The following is a 16589-nucleotide window of genomic DNA, read 5'->3' as shown; positions in this document are numbered from 1 at the left end:
GCCGAAAGACTTAAACGCCTTGTTTCAGGCTCGCGCCGATGAAGTCGTCGAGGTCGCCGTCGAGCACGGCGCGCGTGTTGCTCATTTCCACGTTGGTGCGCAGGTCCTTCACGCGGCTCTGGTCGAGCACGTAGGAGCGGATCTGATGGCCCCAGCCCACGTCGGTCTTGCTGGATTCGAGCTTGTCCTGTTCGGCCTGGCGCTTGCGCATCTCGAACTCGTAGAGACGCGCCTTCAGCATCTGCATGGCTTCCGCGCGGTTGCGGTGCTGCGAGCGGTCGTTCTGGCACTGCACGACGATGCCCGTGGGCGCGTGCGTCAGACGAACCGCGGAATCGGTCTTGTTGATGTGCTGGCCGCCCGCGCCCGATGCGCGATACGTGTCCGTGCGGATGTCGGCGGGATTGATTTCGATCTCGATCGAATCGTCGATCTCCGGATACACGAACACCGACGAAAACGACGTATGCCGGCCGCCCGACGAATCGAACGGCGACTTGCGCACGAGGCGGTGAATGCCCGTTTCGGTGCGCAGATAGCCGTACGCGTATTCACCTTCGACCTTGATCGTCGCGCTCTTGATGCCGGCGACATCGCCTTCGGATTCTTCTAGAACTTCGGTCTTGAAGCCCTTGCGCTCGCAGTAACGCAGGTACTGGCGCAGCAGCATGGACGCCCAGTCGCACGCTTCGGTGCCGCCCGCGCCCGCCTGAATGTCGATGAAGCAGTTGTTCGGATCGGCCGGGTTCGAGAACATCCGGCGGAATTCCATGTCCTCGACGCGGGCCCGCAGCGCGGCGGCGTCGGATTCGCAGGCGACGAGCGTGTCTTCGTCCTGTTCGTCGCGCGCCATGTCGAAGAGATCGCTGGCGTCGCGCAGGTCGTTGTCGAGCGCGGTGATGGTCGAGACCACGCCGTCGAGCAGCTTCTTTTCACGACCGAGCGCCTGGGCGTTCTTCGAGTCGTTCCAGACGTTCGGGTCTTCGAGTTCCTTGTTGACTTCGGCTAGACGCGCGGACTTGGCGTCGTAGTCAAAGATACCCCCGTAGCTCGGCCGCGCGGCGGCGCAGGTCGGCCAGAAGGCTTTCGATCGCGTTGAGACGTTCCGCTTCCATTGTCGATCTTCGGCTTCGTAAAAAGATGAAATTATAGCCGATCGACGCCTTCCGCCCGCTGGCGACGGCGCACGCGGATGCGCGCCTTGCAGGCGACACGGACCTGCCTACCGCGCCTCGCGCAGCGCTTCGAGCGCCGCGACGTGCTGCGCGGATTTTTCCGGCTTCGCGCCGATTTTCCTGTCGCAGAAAGTCTTTTCGATTTTCTGTACGCAGACGAAAGTCCGCAATCTTGCTTTGAGGCAACTCAGACAAAGACCGATGAAATCGATAGGGAGCGCCGAGCTTCGCTGGGCGTTTTTTGCGCGAAGAAAATCAGATCGTCGTCTTCGACATGGCGATACATATTGAACACGCCGTGAAACCGAAGGTCCGGTCGCGCTGCACGATGAAATCCGGCTGAAAACCGGTCGGCGATATAGCAGCGCCCGGGGCGTCGAAATATATTCGAGCACTTGCGTCATGACGAAGACGCTATATTCTTCTCGCGATTTGATGGCGGTATCCAACCGATTCGCGCATTCGCTTCGATTCGCTGGTCGGTCAGGAGAACGAGTCGCCGAAGAGGCAATGTCTTTTCGAAATATCCAGTGCGCGGGCGGTAAGCGCGGGATTCAGGCAACCCACCGCGCAAAGCGTGACATTGCGCAAGTTAATTTTTTTCGGCATTCATCGAGAGAAGAAAACGTCGGCTTCCGTAATCGCGTGATTTTAGTTGCGCCGGCGCGGGATGCGTGAGCACGTCCGTGAAAATGACAATTGATTGAGTCGTGCCGGCTGGCTTCCGCATGCGATCGTTTCGCCGAAGCCAGCCTGCTTGTTTCGTCAGACGGAGATCGGGGCGCGAGCGCGCTTCGATTCGAAGAATGCAACGAGTGCCGCGGCGTCTGGTCGACTAACGCCGTTGTGAATAAGGATTTGCTCGATATGCCGTGGAGGACTCACCTCTCGCATTCGCGCATACAGTTCATGTGCGACAGCGACTTTTTCCGGCGGAAAACAGTACATCCAGAGGGCGAAGAATTCGCCCGAAGCGACCGTGGCGGGATGAGCGTTTTGCGCAAGGAACCGGAGCTCGTCGACGTCGACGAGACGAGCCATGTTGAACAGCGCATGAAAGCCAAATGTCGGACCTGCCGGTTCGGTCAGCTCGATGGAAAATCGGTCGGCGATGCTTTCCGGCGCAAAGCGGATTGCATATTCCGTTTCGAGCACCGGGCGAAAGTTTCGACAGATGAGTACGTCTTCCGCGATGGCAGGATCAGGCTGGAATCGTGGATCGTTTGCCAAGATGTGCAAAAGCCGGGTAGAACGCAAGGAGAACCCGCCGTTTCCAACAGCCATGCCATTGGGGGAATTCGGCCAGCGTGCGCCGATGTAGTCGTATTCGAGAAAGTGGTCCGTCCATAGTCCGCCATCCAGAACGAAGCCGTCCCACTGAACGATGAGCACCCACGGCGTGCTGATGTGCTTGGCGAGCTCTTTCAGGATGAAGGCGCTGTACTGTGCCGCCGAGCTAATCGAAGGAATGGAAACGAGTCTCGCATGGGTGTCGATCTGCTTGTCCGTGAGCAGAATGGTCTCCCCGAAGAGGCAGTGTTTCTCTGAAAGAGCGAGTGCTCTCGATGCGAGCACAGGGTTCAGACAGTCCACCGCGCAAAGCGTGACGTTGCGCAGATCTATTTTTTCTTTTGGCATGAGGATCGAGGAAAACCTGGCGGCCGCGCCCTGGCATTGATGTCCTTCATCTCAGGACGATCAGATTTTTCGATAAATGAGACGAGGCGGAATTTAAATTCGGCCTCCCGTGCGATGCCCGACACGTCGTTCAGTCTGCATGCTCGACAATCAATTGCACCCGCGCGACACCATTCCACGAATCGCTGACGAGCCGGTACGCGACAGTCGCACGCGGCGGCAGCGGATCGACGTGGTTGAACCAGATCGCGTTGAAGCGCTGACGCCCGCGCAACAGCGACAGCTTCAGGTGCTTCTCTTTCACGAGTGCCTGCGACGCGACTTCGAACTCGCCAGAAAACGTGGGCGCGGGAAAGCCTTGTCCCCAGACGGCGGCGTCGAGCAGGTCGACGAACTGCGGCGTGAAATACGCGTCTTCCAGCTCGCCATCGGTTTCGAGCGTGCGCGAAAGCGCTTCGGGCGTCAGCCATTCGCGTCCGACTGCTTCGAACGCTTCGGTGAAGCGCGGAATGTCGGCGGTGGAAATCGTCAGGCCCGCGGCCATCGCGTGGCCGCCGAACTTGTGGATGAGGCCGGGCTCGCGCTTGCTGATGAGATCGACGGCATCGCGCAGATGAAAGCCGGGAATCGAACGGCCGGAGCCCTTGCAGAGCGTGCCGCTGTCGTCGGCGTGCGCGAACGTGAAGGACGGCCGATGGAACCGCTCCTTGAGCCGTCCCGCGACGATGCCGATCACGCCCTGGTGCCAGCTCGCATCGTAGAGCGTGAGCGTCGCGCGCTCGCCGGGATCGATCGTCTGCAGCTCGGCGAGCGCCTGCTGCTGCATGCCCGCTTCGATTTCGCGACGCTCGCGGTTCATCGAATCGAGTTGCTGCGCGAGTTCCCACGCGCGGCCGATGTCGTCGGTCGTCAGGCATTCGATGCCGAGCGACATGTCGGACAGCCGTCCCGCCGCGTTCAGGCGCGGGCCGAGCGCGAAGCCGAGATCGAAGCCCGACGCCGCGCGCGCATCGCGGCCGGCGGCGCGGAAGAGCGCCGCGACGCCCGGCTGCATGCGGCCCGAGCGAATCCGCTTCAAGCCTTGTGCGACGAGAATCCGGTTGTTGCAGTCGAGCTTGACGACATCGGCGACGGTGCCGAGCGCGACGAGATCGAGCAGGCCGTCGAGACGCGGCTCGGGCGCGTCCGTGTAAGCGCCGCGCTTGCGCAACTCCGCGCGCAACGCGAGCAGCACATAGAACATCACGCCCACGCCCGCGATGCACTTGCTCGGAAACTCGCAGCCCGGCTGGTTCGGATTGACGATCGCGCGCGCGGCGGGCAGTTCGTCGCCGGGCAGGTGGTGATCGGTGACGAGCACGTCGATGCCGAGGGCATTCGCCGCGGCGACGCCGTCCACGCTCGCGATACCGTTATCGACGGTAATCAGCAGATCCGGCAGGCCGGCTTTCGAACGCGCCGCCAACTCGACGATTTCCGGCGTGAGCCCGTAGCCGTATTCGAAGCGATTCGGCACCAGATAGTCGATGGTCGCGCCGAACATGCGCAGGCCGCGCACGGCGACCGCGCAGGCGGTGGCGCCGTCGCAGTCGTAATCGGCGACGACGAGCATGCGCTTGCCCGCGGCGAGCGCATCGGCGAGCACGACGGCGGCATCGTCGCAGCCTTTCAGGCCGGCGGGCGCGTGCAGGCGCTTGAACTCGGTTTCGACTTCATCGGGCGAGCTCACGCCGCGCGATGCATAGAGGCGCGCAATGACGGGATGCAGGCCGTGGCGCATCAGCGCTTCGGCGTCGGCGGGAGAAGAGGCGCGCGTAACGATTCGCGTCATTGCAGGGTATGCCTTATTCGATGAAGAGCGCCGCGATCGGACGGCGCCGCCAGAACTTGCGCAGATCGGCGCGCGTGACGGAAAGCGTGACCGAGCCGGTGTCGCCGCAGAGCGTAAGGCTCAGGCGGCCGAGCGAGCCATCGCCGAGCGCCTGCAGCGCGGGGGCGAACCACGCGGCTTCGAGTTCCTTGAGCGACGCGTTCCAGCGCGCCCAGTCCTGCTCGATGAACGGCGCGGAGAACGGATTCAGCTCGACGAGCGTCGCGCCTTGCGAGCCGTCTTTCGACACCGATGCAAACGACTCGGGCGGCGTCGACGGCTTGACGCCCGACGCGAGCGCGAGACCGCGCGTCGCCGCGGCGTCTGACATCACGCGTGCGAACGGTCTCGCCACGGGCCGCATCGTGCCTTGTCCGTGGAGCCAGATCGAGTTGATCGCGGGCAGGCCGCGCGATTCGCGTTCGAGATTCAGCGGGTGCTCGAACCACGCCATCTGCACTTCGTTCTGCAGCTTCATCCACGCGCGCGAGCGCTCGCCGGTGCGGGCTTCGTGGGGCAGCCAGATTTCGATGTTGCGGCCCGTCGCCCGCAGCGGCGATGCGCCCGCGAGCGAGCCGAGCGCCTCGCCCGAGACATACCAGCGCAACGGCGTCGGCGCTTGCAGCGTCACGCCGAGGTCTTCGATCACCGGCCGCGCCGTCTGAAGCAGTGCGCGCGCTTCTTCCGTATGCACGCCGAGCGTCTCGGGATCGATCAGCACCAGATGATCGTGCGCGATGCGCACGTGAACCGGCTCGATGCAGGCCCAGGGCGCATTGCCGGGCGTGCCGCCGTCGGCGAGCAGCATGAAGGGGGCGAGCGGGGCATCGTCGGCGTAGCGTTGATCGGCGGGCGTGACGGCGTTGAAGCGCCGGGCGATCCAGCGTTCGTGCGGCAGCGTGCGCTGGAAGTCCTCGCCGATGACGCGTTCCTCGAGCGTCGCGCGGGCGAGCAGCTTGTCGAGCGCCGCGCTCTCCAGGCCGTGCAGGGCGATGGCGGCGTCCGCGGCCGACGGCAGGGCGAACGGCAGCAGGAGATGGAGGTCGTGAACGGGCATGATGCTCGGCATTGTAGGGCAAAGCGGGTGGGGCGATGACGCCCGCCATGCCGGTTTTGCCCCGCGATCGACGCGTGCTCATGCGTCGCTTTCTCCATATATGGCAAACTTTCGCAGATTTCACGCTTGGTCGTGGCAAGCCGGCGCGCTTCGCCGCCGTCGCCATGCATCCGCGAAGATCGCCGCGTCATTTCAGACGATGCCGGCGATGCCGCGCAAAGAGCGACCACCGCGCCACCGGGGCATAACAACGCTGGACAGCAGCAGAAAGGAATCGCTTGAAACTTCCGTACGAATGGCAGATCGGCTGGCGCTACACGCGCGCCAGCAAACGCACCACAGGCAACGGCTTCATCTCCTTCATCGCGCTCGTGTCGATGGCGGGCATCGCGCTCGGCGTCGCTGCGCTGATCGTCGTGCTGTCGGTCATGAACGGCTTCCAGAAGGAAGTGCGAGACAGGATGCTGTCGGTGCTCGCGCACGTCGAAATCTTCTCGCCGACCGGCTCCATGCCCAACTGGCAACTGACCGCCCAGGAAGCGCGCCGCAATCCGGAAGTGATGGGCGCCGCGCCCTATGTCGAAGCGCAGGCGCTGCTGACGCGCCAGGGCGCGGTGAGCGGCGTCGCGCTGCGCGGCGTGGAGCCGTCGCTGGAGCCGGAAGTGTCGGATATCGGCAAGGACATGCGCGCAGGCAAGCTGACGGATCTCAAGCCGGGCGAGTTCGGCATCGTGCTGGGCAAGGATCTCGCCGCCAATCTCGGCGTGATAAACGGCGACAAGATCACGCTCGTCGCGCCCGAAGGCACCATCACGCCGGCAGGGATGATGCCGCGACTCAAGCAGTTCACCGTCGTCGGCGTCTTCGAGTCCGGTCACTATGAATACGATTCGACGCTCGCGCTCATCGAAATCCACGACGCCGAGGCGCTCTTCCGTCTGCCCGCGCCGACCGGCGTGCGCCTGCGCCTGAAGGACATGCAGCGCGCGCCCGAAGTCGCGCGGCAGCTCGCGCGCACGCTGTCGGGCGATTTGTATATCCGCGACTGGACGCAGCAGAACAAGACGTGGTTCTCCGCCGTGCAGATCGAAAAGCGCATGATGTTCATCATCCTCACGCTGATCATCGCGGTGGCGGCGTTCAATCTCGTGTCCTCGCTCGTGATGACCGTCACCGACAAGCAGGCCGATATCGCCATCCTGCGCACGCTCGGCGCGCAGCCCGGCTCGATCATGAAGATCTTCGTCGTGCAGGGCGTGACGATCGGCTTCATCGGCACGGCGCTCGGCGTGACCTTCGGCTGTCTCGTCGCGTGGAGCATTCCGTGGCTCGTGCCGATGATCGAGCATCTCTTCAACGTCCAGTTCCTGCCGTCTTCGGTGTATTTCATCAGCGAACTGCCGTCGGAACTCGTGCCGGGCGACGTCGCCAAGATCGGCGTCATCGCGTTCCTGTTGTCGTCGCTCGCGACGCTCTATCCGAGCTGGCGCGGTGCGAAGGTTCGTCCGGCGGAGGCGCTGCGCTATGAGTGATCTGATTCCGCCCAGCAATCTCGTTCTGCAGGCATCGGCCATTTCGAAGACGTTCGTGCAGGGCGGCTTCAATGTGCAGGTGCTCAACAACGCGCAGCTCGACGTGATGCGCGGCGAGAAGCTCGCGATCGTCGGCGCATCGGGCTCGGGCAAGAGCACGCTCCTGCATGTGCTCGGCGGGCTGGACGAGCCGAGCGCGGGCAAGGTTTCGCTGCTCGGCAAGCCGTTCACCGAGCTGAAGGAGAAGGAGCGCAACGAGCTGCGCAACCGTGCGCTCGGCTTCGTGTATCAGTTCCATCATCTGCTGCCGGAATTCACGGCGCTCGATAACGTCGCGATGCCGTTGCGCATCCGCCGCATGTCCGAAGAGGATGCGCGCCGCCAGGCGCAGGAGATGCTGGAACGCGTGGGCATCGGTCATCGCGCGAAGCATCGGCCGGGCGAGTTGTCGGGCGGGGAGCGACAGCGTGTGGCCATCGCGCGCGCGCTCGTCACGCGTCCCGCGTGCGTGCTCGCCGACGAACCCACAGGCAATCTCGACGGCGGCACGGCCGACACCGTCTTCAACCTGATGCTGGAGCTGTCGCAGACGCTCGAAACGAGTTTCGTGATCGTCACGCACGATCCCGATCTCGCCGCACGCTGCGACCGCATCATGCGCCTGCGCGACGGCGTGCTGCACGAAGAGCCGCCGGTGCCGGTATAACGCGTTGCTGTGCGGGAGGCGTCATGTGGATCGATACGCATTGTCATCTCGATGCCGGAGAGTTCGACGCCGACCGCGATGCCGTCGCGAGCGCGGCGCTCGATGCGGGCGTGACGCGCATCGTGATACCGGGCGTGGATCGCGGCAACATCGCGGCGGTGCGCGCGCTCGCGCATCGCATCGCGGGCGGCGCATACGCGCTCGGCATTCATCCGCTTTTCACGCCGGGCGCGCATGAAGACGATCTGCGCGTGCTGCGCGAGGAGATCGAGGCGAGTCTCGATGATCCGTTGTTCGTCGGCATCGGCGAAATCGGGCTCGACTATTTCGTTCCGACGCTCGACGATGCGCGCCAGCAATTCTTCTACAACGAACAGTTGAAGCTCGCGCGCGAGTTCGGCCTGCCGGTGATTTGCCATGTGCGCAAGTCGCAGGACAAGGTGCTGAAAGGCTTGCGCGTGCACGATATTCATCGGGGCATCGCGCACGCGTTCAACGGTAGTTTCCAGCAGGCCGAGGCGTTCATCGCGCACGGCATGCATCTCGGATTCGGCGGCAATCTCACGTTCGAACGCGCGCTGCAGATCCGGCGGCTCGCGGCCGAGCTTCCGCTTGAGGCGATCGTGCTCGAAACCGATGCGCCCGATATCGCGCCTTCGTGGCGCTACAAGCAACGCAACACGCCCGATCAGGTCGCGCGCATCGCAACGGTGCTCGCGCAGTTGCGCGGCATCGACGAAAACACGCTTGCCCTAGGCACAACGGCTAACGCTCACGCAGCGCTCCCACGGCTCGCGCCCGCCTCTTCATAATCGTTTCGATCGACGTCCGTCTCTGCGAGCGCGCGTCTGCGGCAACGAAAACGAAGAGGAAGAAGTGCGGGCGATTCTGCTGGGATTTGCGCTGGGCGTCTGGGGATTGCAACAGCAGGCTCGCTTGCCGGACGCAATCGTGTGGTTCGCGGGCTGCGCGGCGTTCATCGTGGCGATGACGCTCGGCGCGATGAAGCCGCGCGTGCGCATCGCGAGCTTCGCGCTCGGCGCCTGCGCGCTCGGCTTCGCCTATGCCGCGGTGCGCGCTGAAGTCCGGCTGCGCGAGCAGTTGCCCGCCGCGTACGAGCAACGCGACATCGAGCTGACGGGCTTCGTGCGCGGGCTTTCCGAGCAACGGGCGGACGGCGCGCGCCTGCTCTTCGAAGTCGAAGCGAACGGCGCGGGTCTGCGCGACTTTCCGCGCATCGTGCGATTGTTGTGGATGTCGCCGGATCGAACGCCACTCCGCGCTGGCGAACGATGGACGCTGAGCGCGCGTTTGAAGCGCGCGCATGCCGATGCGAACTTCGGCCTGCGCGATGGCGAAGCGAGCCTGCTCGAACGCGGCATTCGCGCAACGGGCACTGTGTCGGCTGCGCGCACGCCGCGGCGCGTGAGTCCCGATGCGATGGGCCCGCGTCTGATGATCGACCGTCTGCGTGCCCGCGCGCGCGATCGCATCGAATCGGTGCTGGGGCACGCGCCGCATCGCGGGATCATCGTCGCGCTCGCGGTGGGCGCGCAGGAGGCGGTCAGCGATGCCGACTGGGCCCTCATGCGCGCGACCGGCACGAGTCATCTCGTCGCGATATCGGGGTTGCACATCGGCTTCGTCGCGGGACTGGCGGCGTTGATCTTCGGCTTCGTGTGGAAGCGGCTCAGGTTGCGCGGCGTGCCCGCGCCATTGATCGTGGCCGCGCCGAAAGTGGCGGCGGCCGGTGCGGCCGTGTTCGCCGCCTGCTACGCCGCGCTCGCCGGATTCAACGTGCCGGCGCAACGCACGGTCTGGATGCTGCTGATCGTCGCCATCGCGTTTCTGTGCGGAAGGCGGCCCGCGTCGTCGCTCGTGCTCTTGTGGGCGCTCGTGCTCGTGCTGGTCGCCGATCCGTGGGCGGTGACATCGCCGGGATTCTGGCTGTCGTTCTGCGCGGTGGCGGCGATATTGCACGCGATCGCGGCGGCGGGGCGAGTCGAGTCACGCGCGCAGGCTCGAGAGCACGACGAAATCGAACAGTGGGATCGCGTCGATCCGAGTGAAGTCGGACAGCGGCCGGCGCACGCGACCGGGCCGAGACTGCTTCCTCGCATCACGCGGCTCGGCGGCCGTGCACGGCGTCACGCCACGTCGAGCGCGCGCGTGCAGTACGCGATAACCATCGCGCTCGCGCCGCTCACCGTGTATTGGTTCTCACAGATTCCGTTGCTCGGTCCGCTCGCGAACGCGTTCGCGATACCGTGGATCAGCGTGCTCGTGACACCCGCGACGCTCGCGGGCCTGATGCTTCCCGCGCCGCTCGATGCGCCGATGCTCCACGCCGCGCACGCCGCGCTCTCGGTGCTTTGCGACTTACTCGCGCGCCTCGCCGACGCCGTGCCATCGCCGCTCTGGTTTCTCCCGAAGCCTGATGCGTTTGCGCTCGCGGCATCGTGCATCGGTGTCGCGTGGGCGCTCGCGCCGCGAGGCTGGCCGCTGCGCTTCGCCGCGCCGCTCACCTGGCTGCCGCTTCTCGCTCCCGCGACGCATCCCGCGCCCGAAGGCGCGTTTCGCGTCACCGCGCTCGATGTCGGGCAGGGCTCGGCACTCGTCGTCGAGACGGCGCGGCATGCGTTGCTCTTCGACGCCGGGCCCGGTCCCGAATCGACGCACGCGGGCGAGCGCATCGTCGCGCCGTATCTCCAGGCCGCGGGCGTTCGCATGCTCGATACGCTCGTCATCAGCCATTCCGATTCGGATCACGCAGGCGGCGCGCCCGCCGTATTGCAATCGATCGAAGTGCGCCAGTTGCTGGCGTCGCTGCCCGCGACGGACGCGTTGTGGCCGAACGCGCGCGCACGCGGCGCGCAAACGCTGCGCTGTACGGCGGGACAGCGCTGGACGTGGGACGGTGTGGAATTCCGCGTGCTGTGGCCCGAGCCGGGGCCGCTCTCGGGAAAGCCGAATCATCAGTCGTGCGTGCTGAAGGTGACGAGCGCGGCGGGGCGCGCGGCGCTGTTCGCGGCCGATATCGAAGCGGACGTCGAACGCGCGCTGATCGCTCGCGACCGCGCCGCCTTGCATGCCGACGTGCTGATCGCGCCGCATCACGGCAGCCGGACGTCGTCGACCGAGCCTTTCCTCGATTCTGTCGGGCCGTTGGCGGCGATATTTCAGGTAGGCTATCGCAACCGCTTTCACCATCCGCACCCGACCGTGTTCGCGCGCTACGGGTTGCGCGAGATCGCGCTTTCGCGCAGCGACGACGACGGCGCGGCGCGCATCGACATCGGCGGGCAGATCGTGCTCGAGCGCTACCGGCAGACGCACGCGCGCTACTGGATGGGGCGTTGAAACCAGAACAAGAACGGAGACGAATCCCGCTTGAAAGACATCATCCATTTCTCACACGCGAACGGCTTTCCGGCATCGGTCTATCGCACGATTTTTGCGGAGCTTTCCGACGATTACGACGTTCGCAGCATCGAGTGCATCGGGCATGATGCGCGCTTTCCGGTGACGCGCGACTGGCCGTATCTCGTCGATCAGCTCATCGACGACATGAGCCGCTATCGGCGGGAAGCGGACAGCGCGCATCCGAAGGTGTGGCTCGTCGGGCATTCGCTGGGCGGCTATCTGTCGCTGATGGCGGCGCTGAAGCGCCCGCAATGGGTGAAAGGCGTGGTGATGCTCGATTCCCCCGTGATTGCCGGCTGGAGAAGCAGCCTTCTGCGCGTTACGCAATGGACCGGACTGGATGAGCGGCTGTCGCCCGCCGCCGCGACCAGGAAGCGCCGGACGCAGTGGGCGAGCCGCGACGAGGCATGGCGGCATTTTTTGTCGAAGCCCGCGTTCGCGCGCTGGGACGAGCGCATGCTCTCCGACTACATCGACTTCGGCATTCCGCAGACTCATGCGAACGGCGCGCGCTCGCTCGCATTCGATCGTCACATCGAATATCTGATCTATCGCACGCTGCCGCATACGCTCGGCGCGCGACTCGCGCACGGCGTGCCGGTGCCGGTCGGGTTCATCGCGGGGACGCGTTCGCGCGAGGTGCGGCAAGTGGGACTCGGCATGACGCGGCGCATCGCCGGCGCGCGGATCGAATGGATGGAAGGCAGCCATCTCTTTCCGATGGAGCGCCCGATCGACACCGCGCGCGCAGTGCAGCGCCTGCTTAAAGCGATGCAGTCATCACAATGACGAAGCGGCCAAAAGGGCGCGAGCACGCACGCGGGACTTGACGAACGGCCCGTGCGACGTTCCGCAAAAATGACGCGGAAATGCGCAGATTCGTAGCCAATCCCGACGTCTGGCGCGCTTCGTGGGAATCTGCCTTTACGGTATAATCCGTTTTTCCCGCGAGCATCTAGCGATGACCAAATATGTATTCGTCACCGGCGGCGTAGTTTCGTCCCTTGGCAAGGGTATTGCCGCCGCCTCTCTCGCCGCGATCCTCGAATCGCGCGGTCTCAAAGTCACTCTCCTCAAGCTCGATCCCTACATCAACGTCGACCCCGGCACGATGAGCCCGTTTCAGCACGGCGAAGTGTTCGTGACGGAAGACGGCGCGGAGACCGACCTCGACCTCGGCCACTACGAGCGCTTCATCAGCACGAAGATGCGCAAGGCCAATAACTTCACCACCGGCCAGATTTACGAATCGGTGATCCGCAAGGAACGCCGCGGCGAATATCTGGGCAAGACGGTGCAGGTCATTCCGCACATCACCAACGAAATCCAGGCTTTCGTCGAGCGTGGCGCCGCAGCGGCGACGTGCGGTCAGCCGGATGTGGCGATCGTGGAAGTCGGCGGCACGGTGGGCGACATCGAGTCGCTGCCGTTCCTCGAAGCCGCGCGTCAGATGAGCCTGCGCATGGGCCGCAACAGCGCGTGCTTCGTGCACCTCACGCTAGTGCCGTTCATCGCGACCGCGGGCGAGCTGAAGACGAAGCCCACGCAGCACAGCGTGCAGAAGCTGCGCGAAATCGGTATCTATCCGAACGTGCTGCTGTGCCGCGCGGACCGTCCGATTCCCGATGACGAGCGCGCCAAGATCTCGATGTTTTCGAACGTGCCTGAAGACGCCGTGATCTCCGTGTGGGACGCGGACAGCATCTACAAGATTCCGCAGATGCTCAACGACCAGCACCTCGACGACATCATCTGCGAAGAGCTCAAGCTCTCGCCGCCGCCGGCCGATCTGACAATGTGGTCGAACCTCGTCGAGAAGCTCGAGAACCCGAAGCATGAAGTGACCATCGGCATGGTCGGCAAGTATGTCGAGCTGACGGAGTCGTACAAGTCGCTGATCGAAGCGCTGCGTCATGCCGCCATCCATACGTCGACGAAGGTCAACATCGAGTACATCGATTCCGAGCAGATCGACGCCGAAGGCACCGATGCGCTCAAGCATCTCGACGCGGTGCTCGTTCCGGGCGGTTTCGGCCGTCGCGGCACGGAAGGCAAGATCAAGGCCATCCGTTATGCGCGCGAATCGAAGACGCCTTATCTCGGCATCTGCCTCGGCATGCAGCTCGCGGTGATCGAATTCGCGCGCGACGTCGCCGGTCTCGCCGATGCGAACAGCACCGAGTTCGATCAGGACACGCAGAACCCGGTCGTTGCGCTCATCACCGAGTGGTACGACCGCGCGGGCCGCATCGAGAAGCGCAGCGAGGAGTCGGATCTCGGCGGCACCATGCGTCTCGGATCGCAAAAGTGCCCGATCAAGCCTGGCACGATGGCCGAGCGCATCTACGGCAGCGATGTGAACGAGCGTCATCGTCACCGTTATGAAGTCAATAACCGTTTCGTGCCCCAGCTCGAAGCCGGCGGGCTTATCATCAGCGCCCGTACCCCGAGCGAGGACCTGCCCGAGATGATGGAGTTGCCGCAGTCGCTGCACCCGTGGTTCGTCGGCGTGCAGTTCCACCCCGAATTCACGTCGACGCCGCGCGACGGGCATCCGCTCTTCAAGGCGTTCGTCGATGCGGCGCGCGTTCATGCCGAATCCGTCGACGCGAAGGCGCCGGCCCGGGCTGCGGCGACCGCGGGAGCGCAAGCATGAAGCTGTGTCACTTCGAGGCCGGCCTCGACAAGCCGTTTTTTCTGATCGCGGGCACGTGTGTCGTCGAATCGGAGCAAATGACGATCGACGTCGCCGGGCGCCTCAAGGAGATGACCGAGAAGCTCGGCGTGCCGTTCATCTACAAGTCGTCCTACGACAAGGCGAACCGCAGCTCGGGCAAGTCGTTCCGTGGCCTCGGCATGGACGAAGGGCTGCGCATTCTCGGCGAAGTGAAGAAGCAACTCGGCGTGCCGGTTCTCACGGACGTCCACGCCGAGCACGAGATCGAAGCGGTCGCATCGGTCGTGGACGTGCTGCAGACGCCCGCGTTTCTGTGCCGCCAGACCGATTTCATCCACGCTTGCGCGCGTTCGGGCAAGCCGGTGAACATCAAGAAGGGTCAGTTTCTCGCGCCGCACGACATGAAGAACGTGATCGACAAGGCGCGCGATGCCGCGCGTGAAGCGGGTCTCTCGGAAGACCGCTTCATGGCGTGTGAGCGCGGTGTGTCGTTCGGCTATAACAACCTCGTGTCCGACATGCGCTCGCTTGCGATCATGCGTGAAACCAATGCGCCGGTCGTGTTCGACGCGACGCACTCGGTGCAGTTGCCGGGCGGGCAGGGCACGAGCTCGGGCGGTCAGCGCGAATTCGTTCCGGTGCTGGCGCGCGCGGCGGTCGCCACGGGCGTCGCGGGCCTCTTCATGGAGACGCATCCGGAGCCGGCCTGTGCGAAGTCGGACGGCCCGAACGCGGTGCCGCTGCAGCACATGGAGGCGCTGCTCTCCACGCTCATCACCATCGATCGCGCGGTGAAGAGCGGCTCGTTCCTCGAGAACGATTTCAACTGAGTATCTGCGGCAAAAGGAAGTGGGGCGCGGGCGTCATCATCGGCGGGCGTGTCACGAAAAAACAGGTCGCCTGGCGTGACCGGAGCAACGGAGGAGCGTGCAGCGCGTGAGGGCGGTATCCGCGTACCCGCGCCGATCAGCGGGGCCAACGCCCGCTCCAACGAAAGCGATGCGGATCGAGTCGCTATCCCGAAACGACCGCTCTTTGCGCCGGCGCTGAACCGGTGGTCATCGAAAGGGTCTGAGCGAAGCAGTGAAGCGCGTGCCGCCGCGTGTATCGAAGTGTAAAAACAGGCGGCGCGCTTCGTTGCGACTGACAGAATTCATCGTCATTTCTTGAGGAAACCATGAGTGCTATCGTAGATATCATCGGCCGCGAGATTCTCGATTCGCGAGGCAATCCGACCGTCGAATGCGACGTGTTGCTCGAATCGGGCACGATGGGCCGCGCGGCGGTTCCGTCGGGTGCGTCCACCGGTTCGCGCGAAGCCATCGAACTGCGCGACGACGAAGCCGGCCGCTACAACGGCAAGGGCGTGCTGAAGGCCGTCGAACACATCAACACCGAGATTTCCGAAGCCATCATGGGCCTCGACGCCTCGGAACAGGCTTTCCTCGACAAGACCCTGCTCGAGCTCGACGGCACCGACAACAAGTCGCGCCTCGGCGCCAACGCGATGCTCGCCGTCTCGATGGCGGTCGCGAAGGCCGCGGCCGAGGAAGCCGGCCTGCCGCTGTACCGCTACTTCGGCGGCTCGGGTGCGATGCAACTGCCGGTGCCGATGATGAACATCGTCAACGGCGGCGCGCACGCGAACAACAGCCTGGACATTCAGGAATTCATGATCGTCCCGGTCAGCCAGCCGACTTTCCGCGAAGCGCTTCGCTGCGGCGCGGAAGTGTTCCACGCGCTCAAGAAGATCCTGGCCGAGCGCGGCATGAGCACGGCCGTGGGCGACGAAGGCGGCTTCGCACCGAACTTCGGTAGCAACGACGAGTGCCTGTCGACGATTCTGCAGGCTATCGAGAAGGCCGGTTATCGCGCCGGTGAAGACGTGCTGCTCGCGCTCGACTGCGCGGCGAGCGAGTTTTACCACGACGGCAAGTACCAGCTCGCGGGCGAAGGCCTGCAATTGTCGTCGAACGAATTCGCCGATTACCTCGCGACGCTCGCAGACAAATTTCCGATCGTCTCGATCGAAGACGGCATGCACGAGTCCGACTGGGAAGGCTGGAAGATCCTGACCGACAAGCTCGGCAAGAAGATCCAGCTCGTCGGCGACGATCTGTTCGTGACGAACACGCGCATCCTGAAGGAAGGCATCGAGAAGGGCATCGCCAACTCGATCCTCATCAAGATCAACCAGATCGGCACGCTGACGGAAACCTTCGCGGCAATCGAAATGGCCAAGCGCGCAGGCTACACGGCCGTGATCTCGCACCGCTCGGGCGAGACGGAAGACTCGACGATCGCCGATATCGCCGTCGGCCTCAACGCCGGGCAGATCAAGACCGGCTCGCTGTCGCGTAGCGACCGCATCTCGAAGTACAACCAGCTGCTGCGCATCGAGGAAGACCTCGGCGATATCGCGAGCTACCCGGGCAAGTCGGCGTTCTACAACTTGCGCTAAAGCTTTTGCCGCTTTAGTCGATAAAGACGCTTAGTCGTCTTTAAAGCGTC

Annotated in this window: 13 protein-coding genes; 8 read left to right on the top strand and 5 right to left on the bottom strand. The window is 64.3% G+C overall.

The window, feature by feature from the left end; genetic code table 11:
- Positions 1–10: 10 nt before the first annotated feature.
- From prfB to NCT32_RS08935, 5 genes are all read right to left on the bottom strand, one after another.
- Positions 11–1115, bottom strand: a protein-coding gene (gene prfB, locus NCT32_RS08955) for a peptide chain release factor 2 (protein WP_096031957.1) whose coding sequence is annotated in 2 segments (ribosomal slippage) — positions 11–1033 and positions 1035–1115 — 1104 coding nt in all. Because the reading frame shifts where the segments join, the coding sequence is not laid out codon by codon here.
- Positions 1116–1222: 107 nt separating this feature from the next.
- The gene (locus tag NCT32_RS08950; protein ID WP_250490106.1) at positions 1223–1624 is read right to left on the bottom strand and encodes a hypothetical protein; all 402 of its coding nucleotides are present in this window, start codon (positions 1622–1624) and stop codon (positions 1223–1225) included.
- A 316-nt stretch (positions 1625–1940) separates the two neighbouring features.
- Positions 1941–2813: a DUF5672 family protein gene (locus tag NCT32_RS08945; RefSeq protein WP_250490105.1), complete on the bottom strand. Its 873-nt coding sequence runs from the start codon at positions 2811–2813 to the stop codon at positions 1941–1943.
- 130 nt (positions 2814–2943) lie between these two features.
- A complete protein-coding gene (gene recJ, locus NCT32_RS08940) occupies positions 2944–4644 on the bottom strand; it encodes a single-stranded-DNA-specific exonuclease RecJ (RefSeq protein WP_061119675.1) in 1701 nt (566 codons plus the stop codon).
- 13 nt (positions 4645–4657) lie between these two features.
- Positions 4658–5752: a hypothetical protein gene (locus tag NCT32_RS08935; RefSeq protein ID WP_061119674.1), complete on the bottom strand. Its 1095-nt coding sequence runs from the start codon at positions 5750–5752 to the stop codon at positions 4658–4660.
- A 266-nt stretch (positions 5753–6018) separates the two neighbouring features.
- Here NCT32_RS08935 and NCT32_RS08930 point away from each other — a divergent pair, with 266 nt between their 5' ends.
- From NCT32_RS08930 to eno, 8 genes are all read left to right on the top strand, one after another.
- Positions 6019–7272, top strand: a complete 1254-nt coding sequence (locus NCT32_RS08930; protein ID WP_061119673.1) for a lipoprotein-releasing ABC transporter permease subunit — start codon at positions 6019–6021, stop codon at positions 7270–7272.
- Positions 7265–7978, top strand: coding sequence for a lipoprotein-releasing ABC transporter ATP-binding protein LolD (gene lolD / locus NCT32_RS08925; protein WP_061119672.1), 714 nt, complete (start codon positions 7265–7267; stop codon positions 7976–7978). Before NCT32_RS08930 ends, lolD begins: the two co-directional genes overlap by 8 nt.
- 23 nt (positions 7979–8001) lie before the next feature.
- Positions 8002–8790: a TatD family hydrolase gene (locus tag NCT32_RS08920; protein WP_061119671.1), complete on the top strand. Its 789-nt coding sequence runs from the start codon at positions 8002–8004 to the stop codon at positions 8788–8790.
- 64 nt (positions 8791–8854) lie between these two features.
- The gene (locus NCT32_RS08915; protein ID WP_061119670.1) at positions 8855–11338 is read left to right on the top strand and encodes a ComEC/Rec2 family competence protein; all 2484 of its coding nucleotides are present in this window, start codon (positions 8855–8857) and stop codon (positions 11336–11338) included.
- 30 nt (positions 11339–11368) lie between these two features.
- Positions 11369–12190, top strand: coding sequence for an alpha/beta fold hydrolase (locus tag NCT32_RS08910; protein ID WP_061119669.1), 822 nt, complete (start codon positions 11369–11371; stop codon positions 12188–12190).
- Positions 12191–12362: 172 nt separating this feature from the next.
- Positions 12363–14057, top strand: a complete 1695-nt coding sequence (locus NCT32_RS08905) for a CTP synthase (protein WP_061119668.1) — start codon at positions 12363–12365, stop codon at positions 14055–14057.
- On the top strand, positions 14054–14908 hold the full coding sequence (gene kdsA / locus NCT32_RS08900; RefSeq protein ID WP_061119667.1) for a 3-deoxy-8-phosphooctulonate synthase: 855 nt from the start codon (positions 14054–14056) through the stop codon (positions 14906–14908). Before NCT32_RS08905 ends, kdsA begins: the two co-directional genes overlap by 4 nt.
- 347 nt (positions 14909–15255) lie before the next feature.
- Positions 15256–16539, top strand: a complete 1284-nt coding sequence (gene eno, locus NCT32_RS08895; RefSeq protein ID WP_061119666.1) for a phosphopyruvate hydratase — start codon at positions 15256–15258, stop codon at positions 16537–16539.
- Positions 16540–16589 lie beyond the last annotated feature (50 nt).

Origin of the sequence: Caballeronia sp. INML2 (genome assembly GCF_023631365.1) — a bacterium.
Taxonomy (GTDB): domain Bacteria; phylum Pseudomonadota; class Gammaproteobacteria; order Burkholderiales; family Burkholderiaceae; genus Caballeronia; species Caballeronia turbans.
This window is presented reverse-complemented; position numbering and strand designations above follow the sequence as displayed.

Bases quoted from the DNA above. Each gene is read 5' to 3' on its own strand.
- kdsA (WP_061119667.1), top strand. From the start codon at position 14,054: ATGAAGCTGTGTCACTTCGAGGCCGGCCTCGACAAGCCGTTTTTTCTG.
- NCT32_RS08945 (WP_250490105.1), bottom strand. From the start codon at position 2,813: ATGCCAAAAGAAAAAATAGATCTGCGCAACGTCACGCTTTGCGCGGTG.
- NCT32_RS08920 (WP_061119671.1), top strand. From the start codon at position 8,002: ATGTGGATCGATACGCATTGTCATCTCGATGCCGGAGAGTTCGACGCC.
- recJ (WP_061119675.1), bottom strand. From the start codon at position 4,644: ATGACGCGAATCGTTACGCGCGCCTCTTCTCCCGCCGACGCCGAAGCG.
- NCT32_RS08905 (WP_061119668.1), top strand. From the start codon at position 12,363: ATGACCAAATATGTATTCGTCACCGGCGGCGTAGTTTCGTCCCTTGGC.
- eno (WP_061119666.1), top strand. From the start codon at position 15,256: ATGAGTGCTATCGTAGATATCATCGGCCGCGAGATTCTCGATTCGCGA.
- NCT32_RS08935 (WP_061119674.1), bottom strand. From the start codon at position 5,752: ATGCCGAGCATCATGCCCGTTCACGACCTCCATCTCCTGCTGCCGTTC.
- lolD (WP_061119672.1), top strand. From the start codon at position 7,265: ATGAGTGATCTGATTCCGCCCAGCAATCTCGTTCTGCAGGCATCGGCC.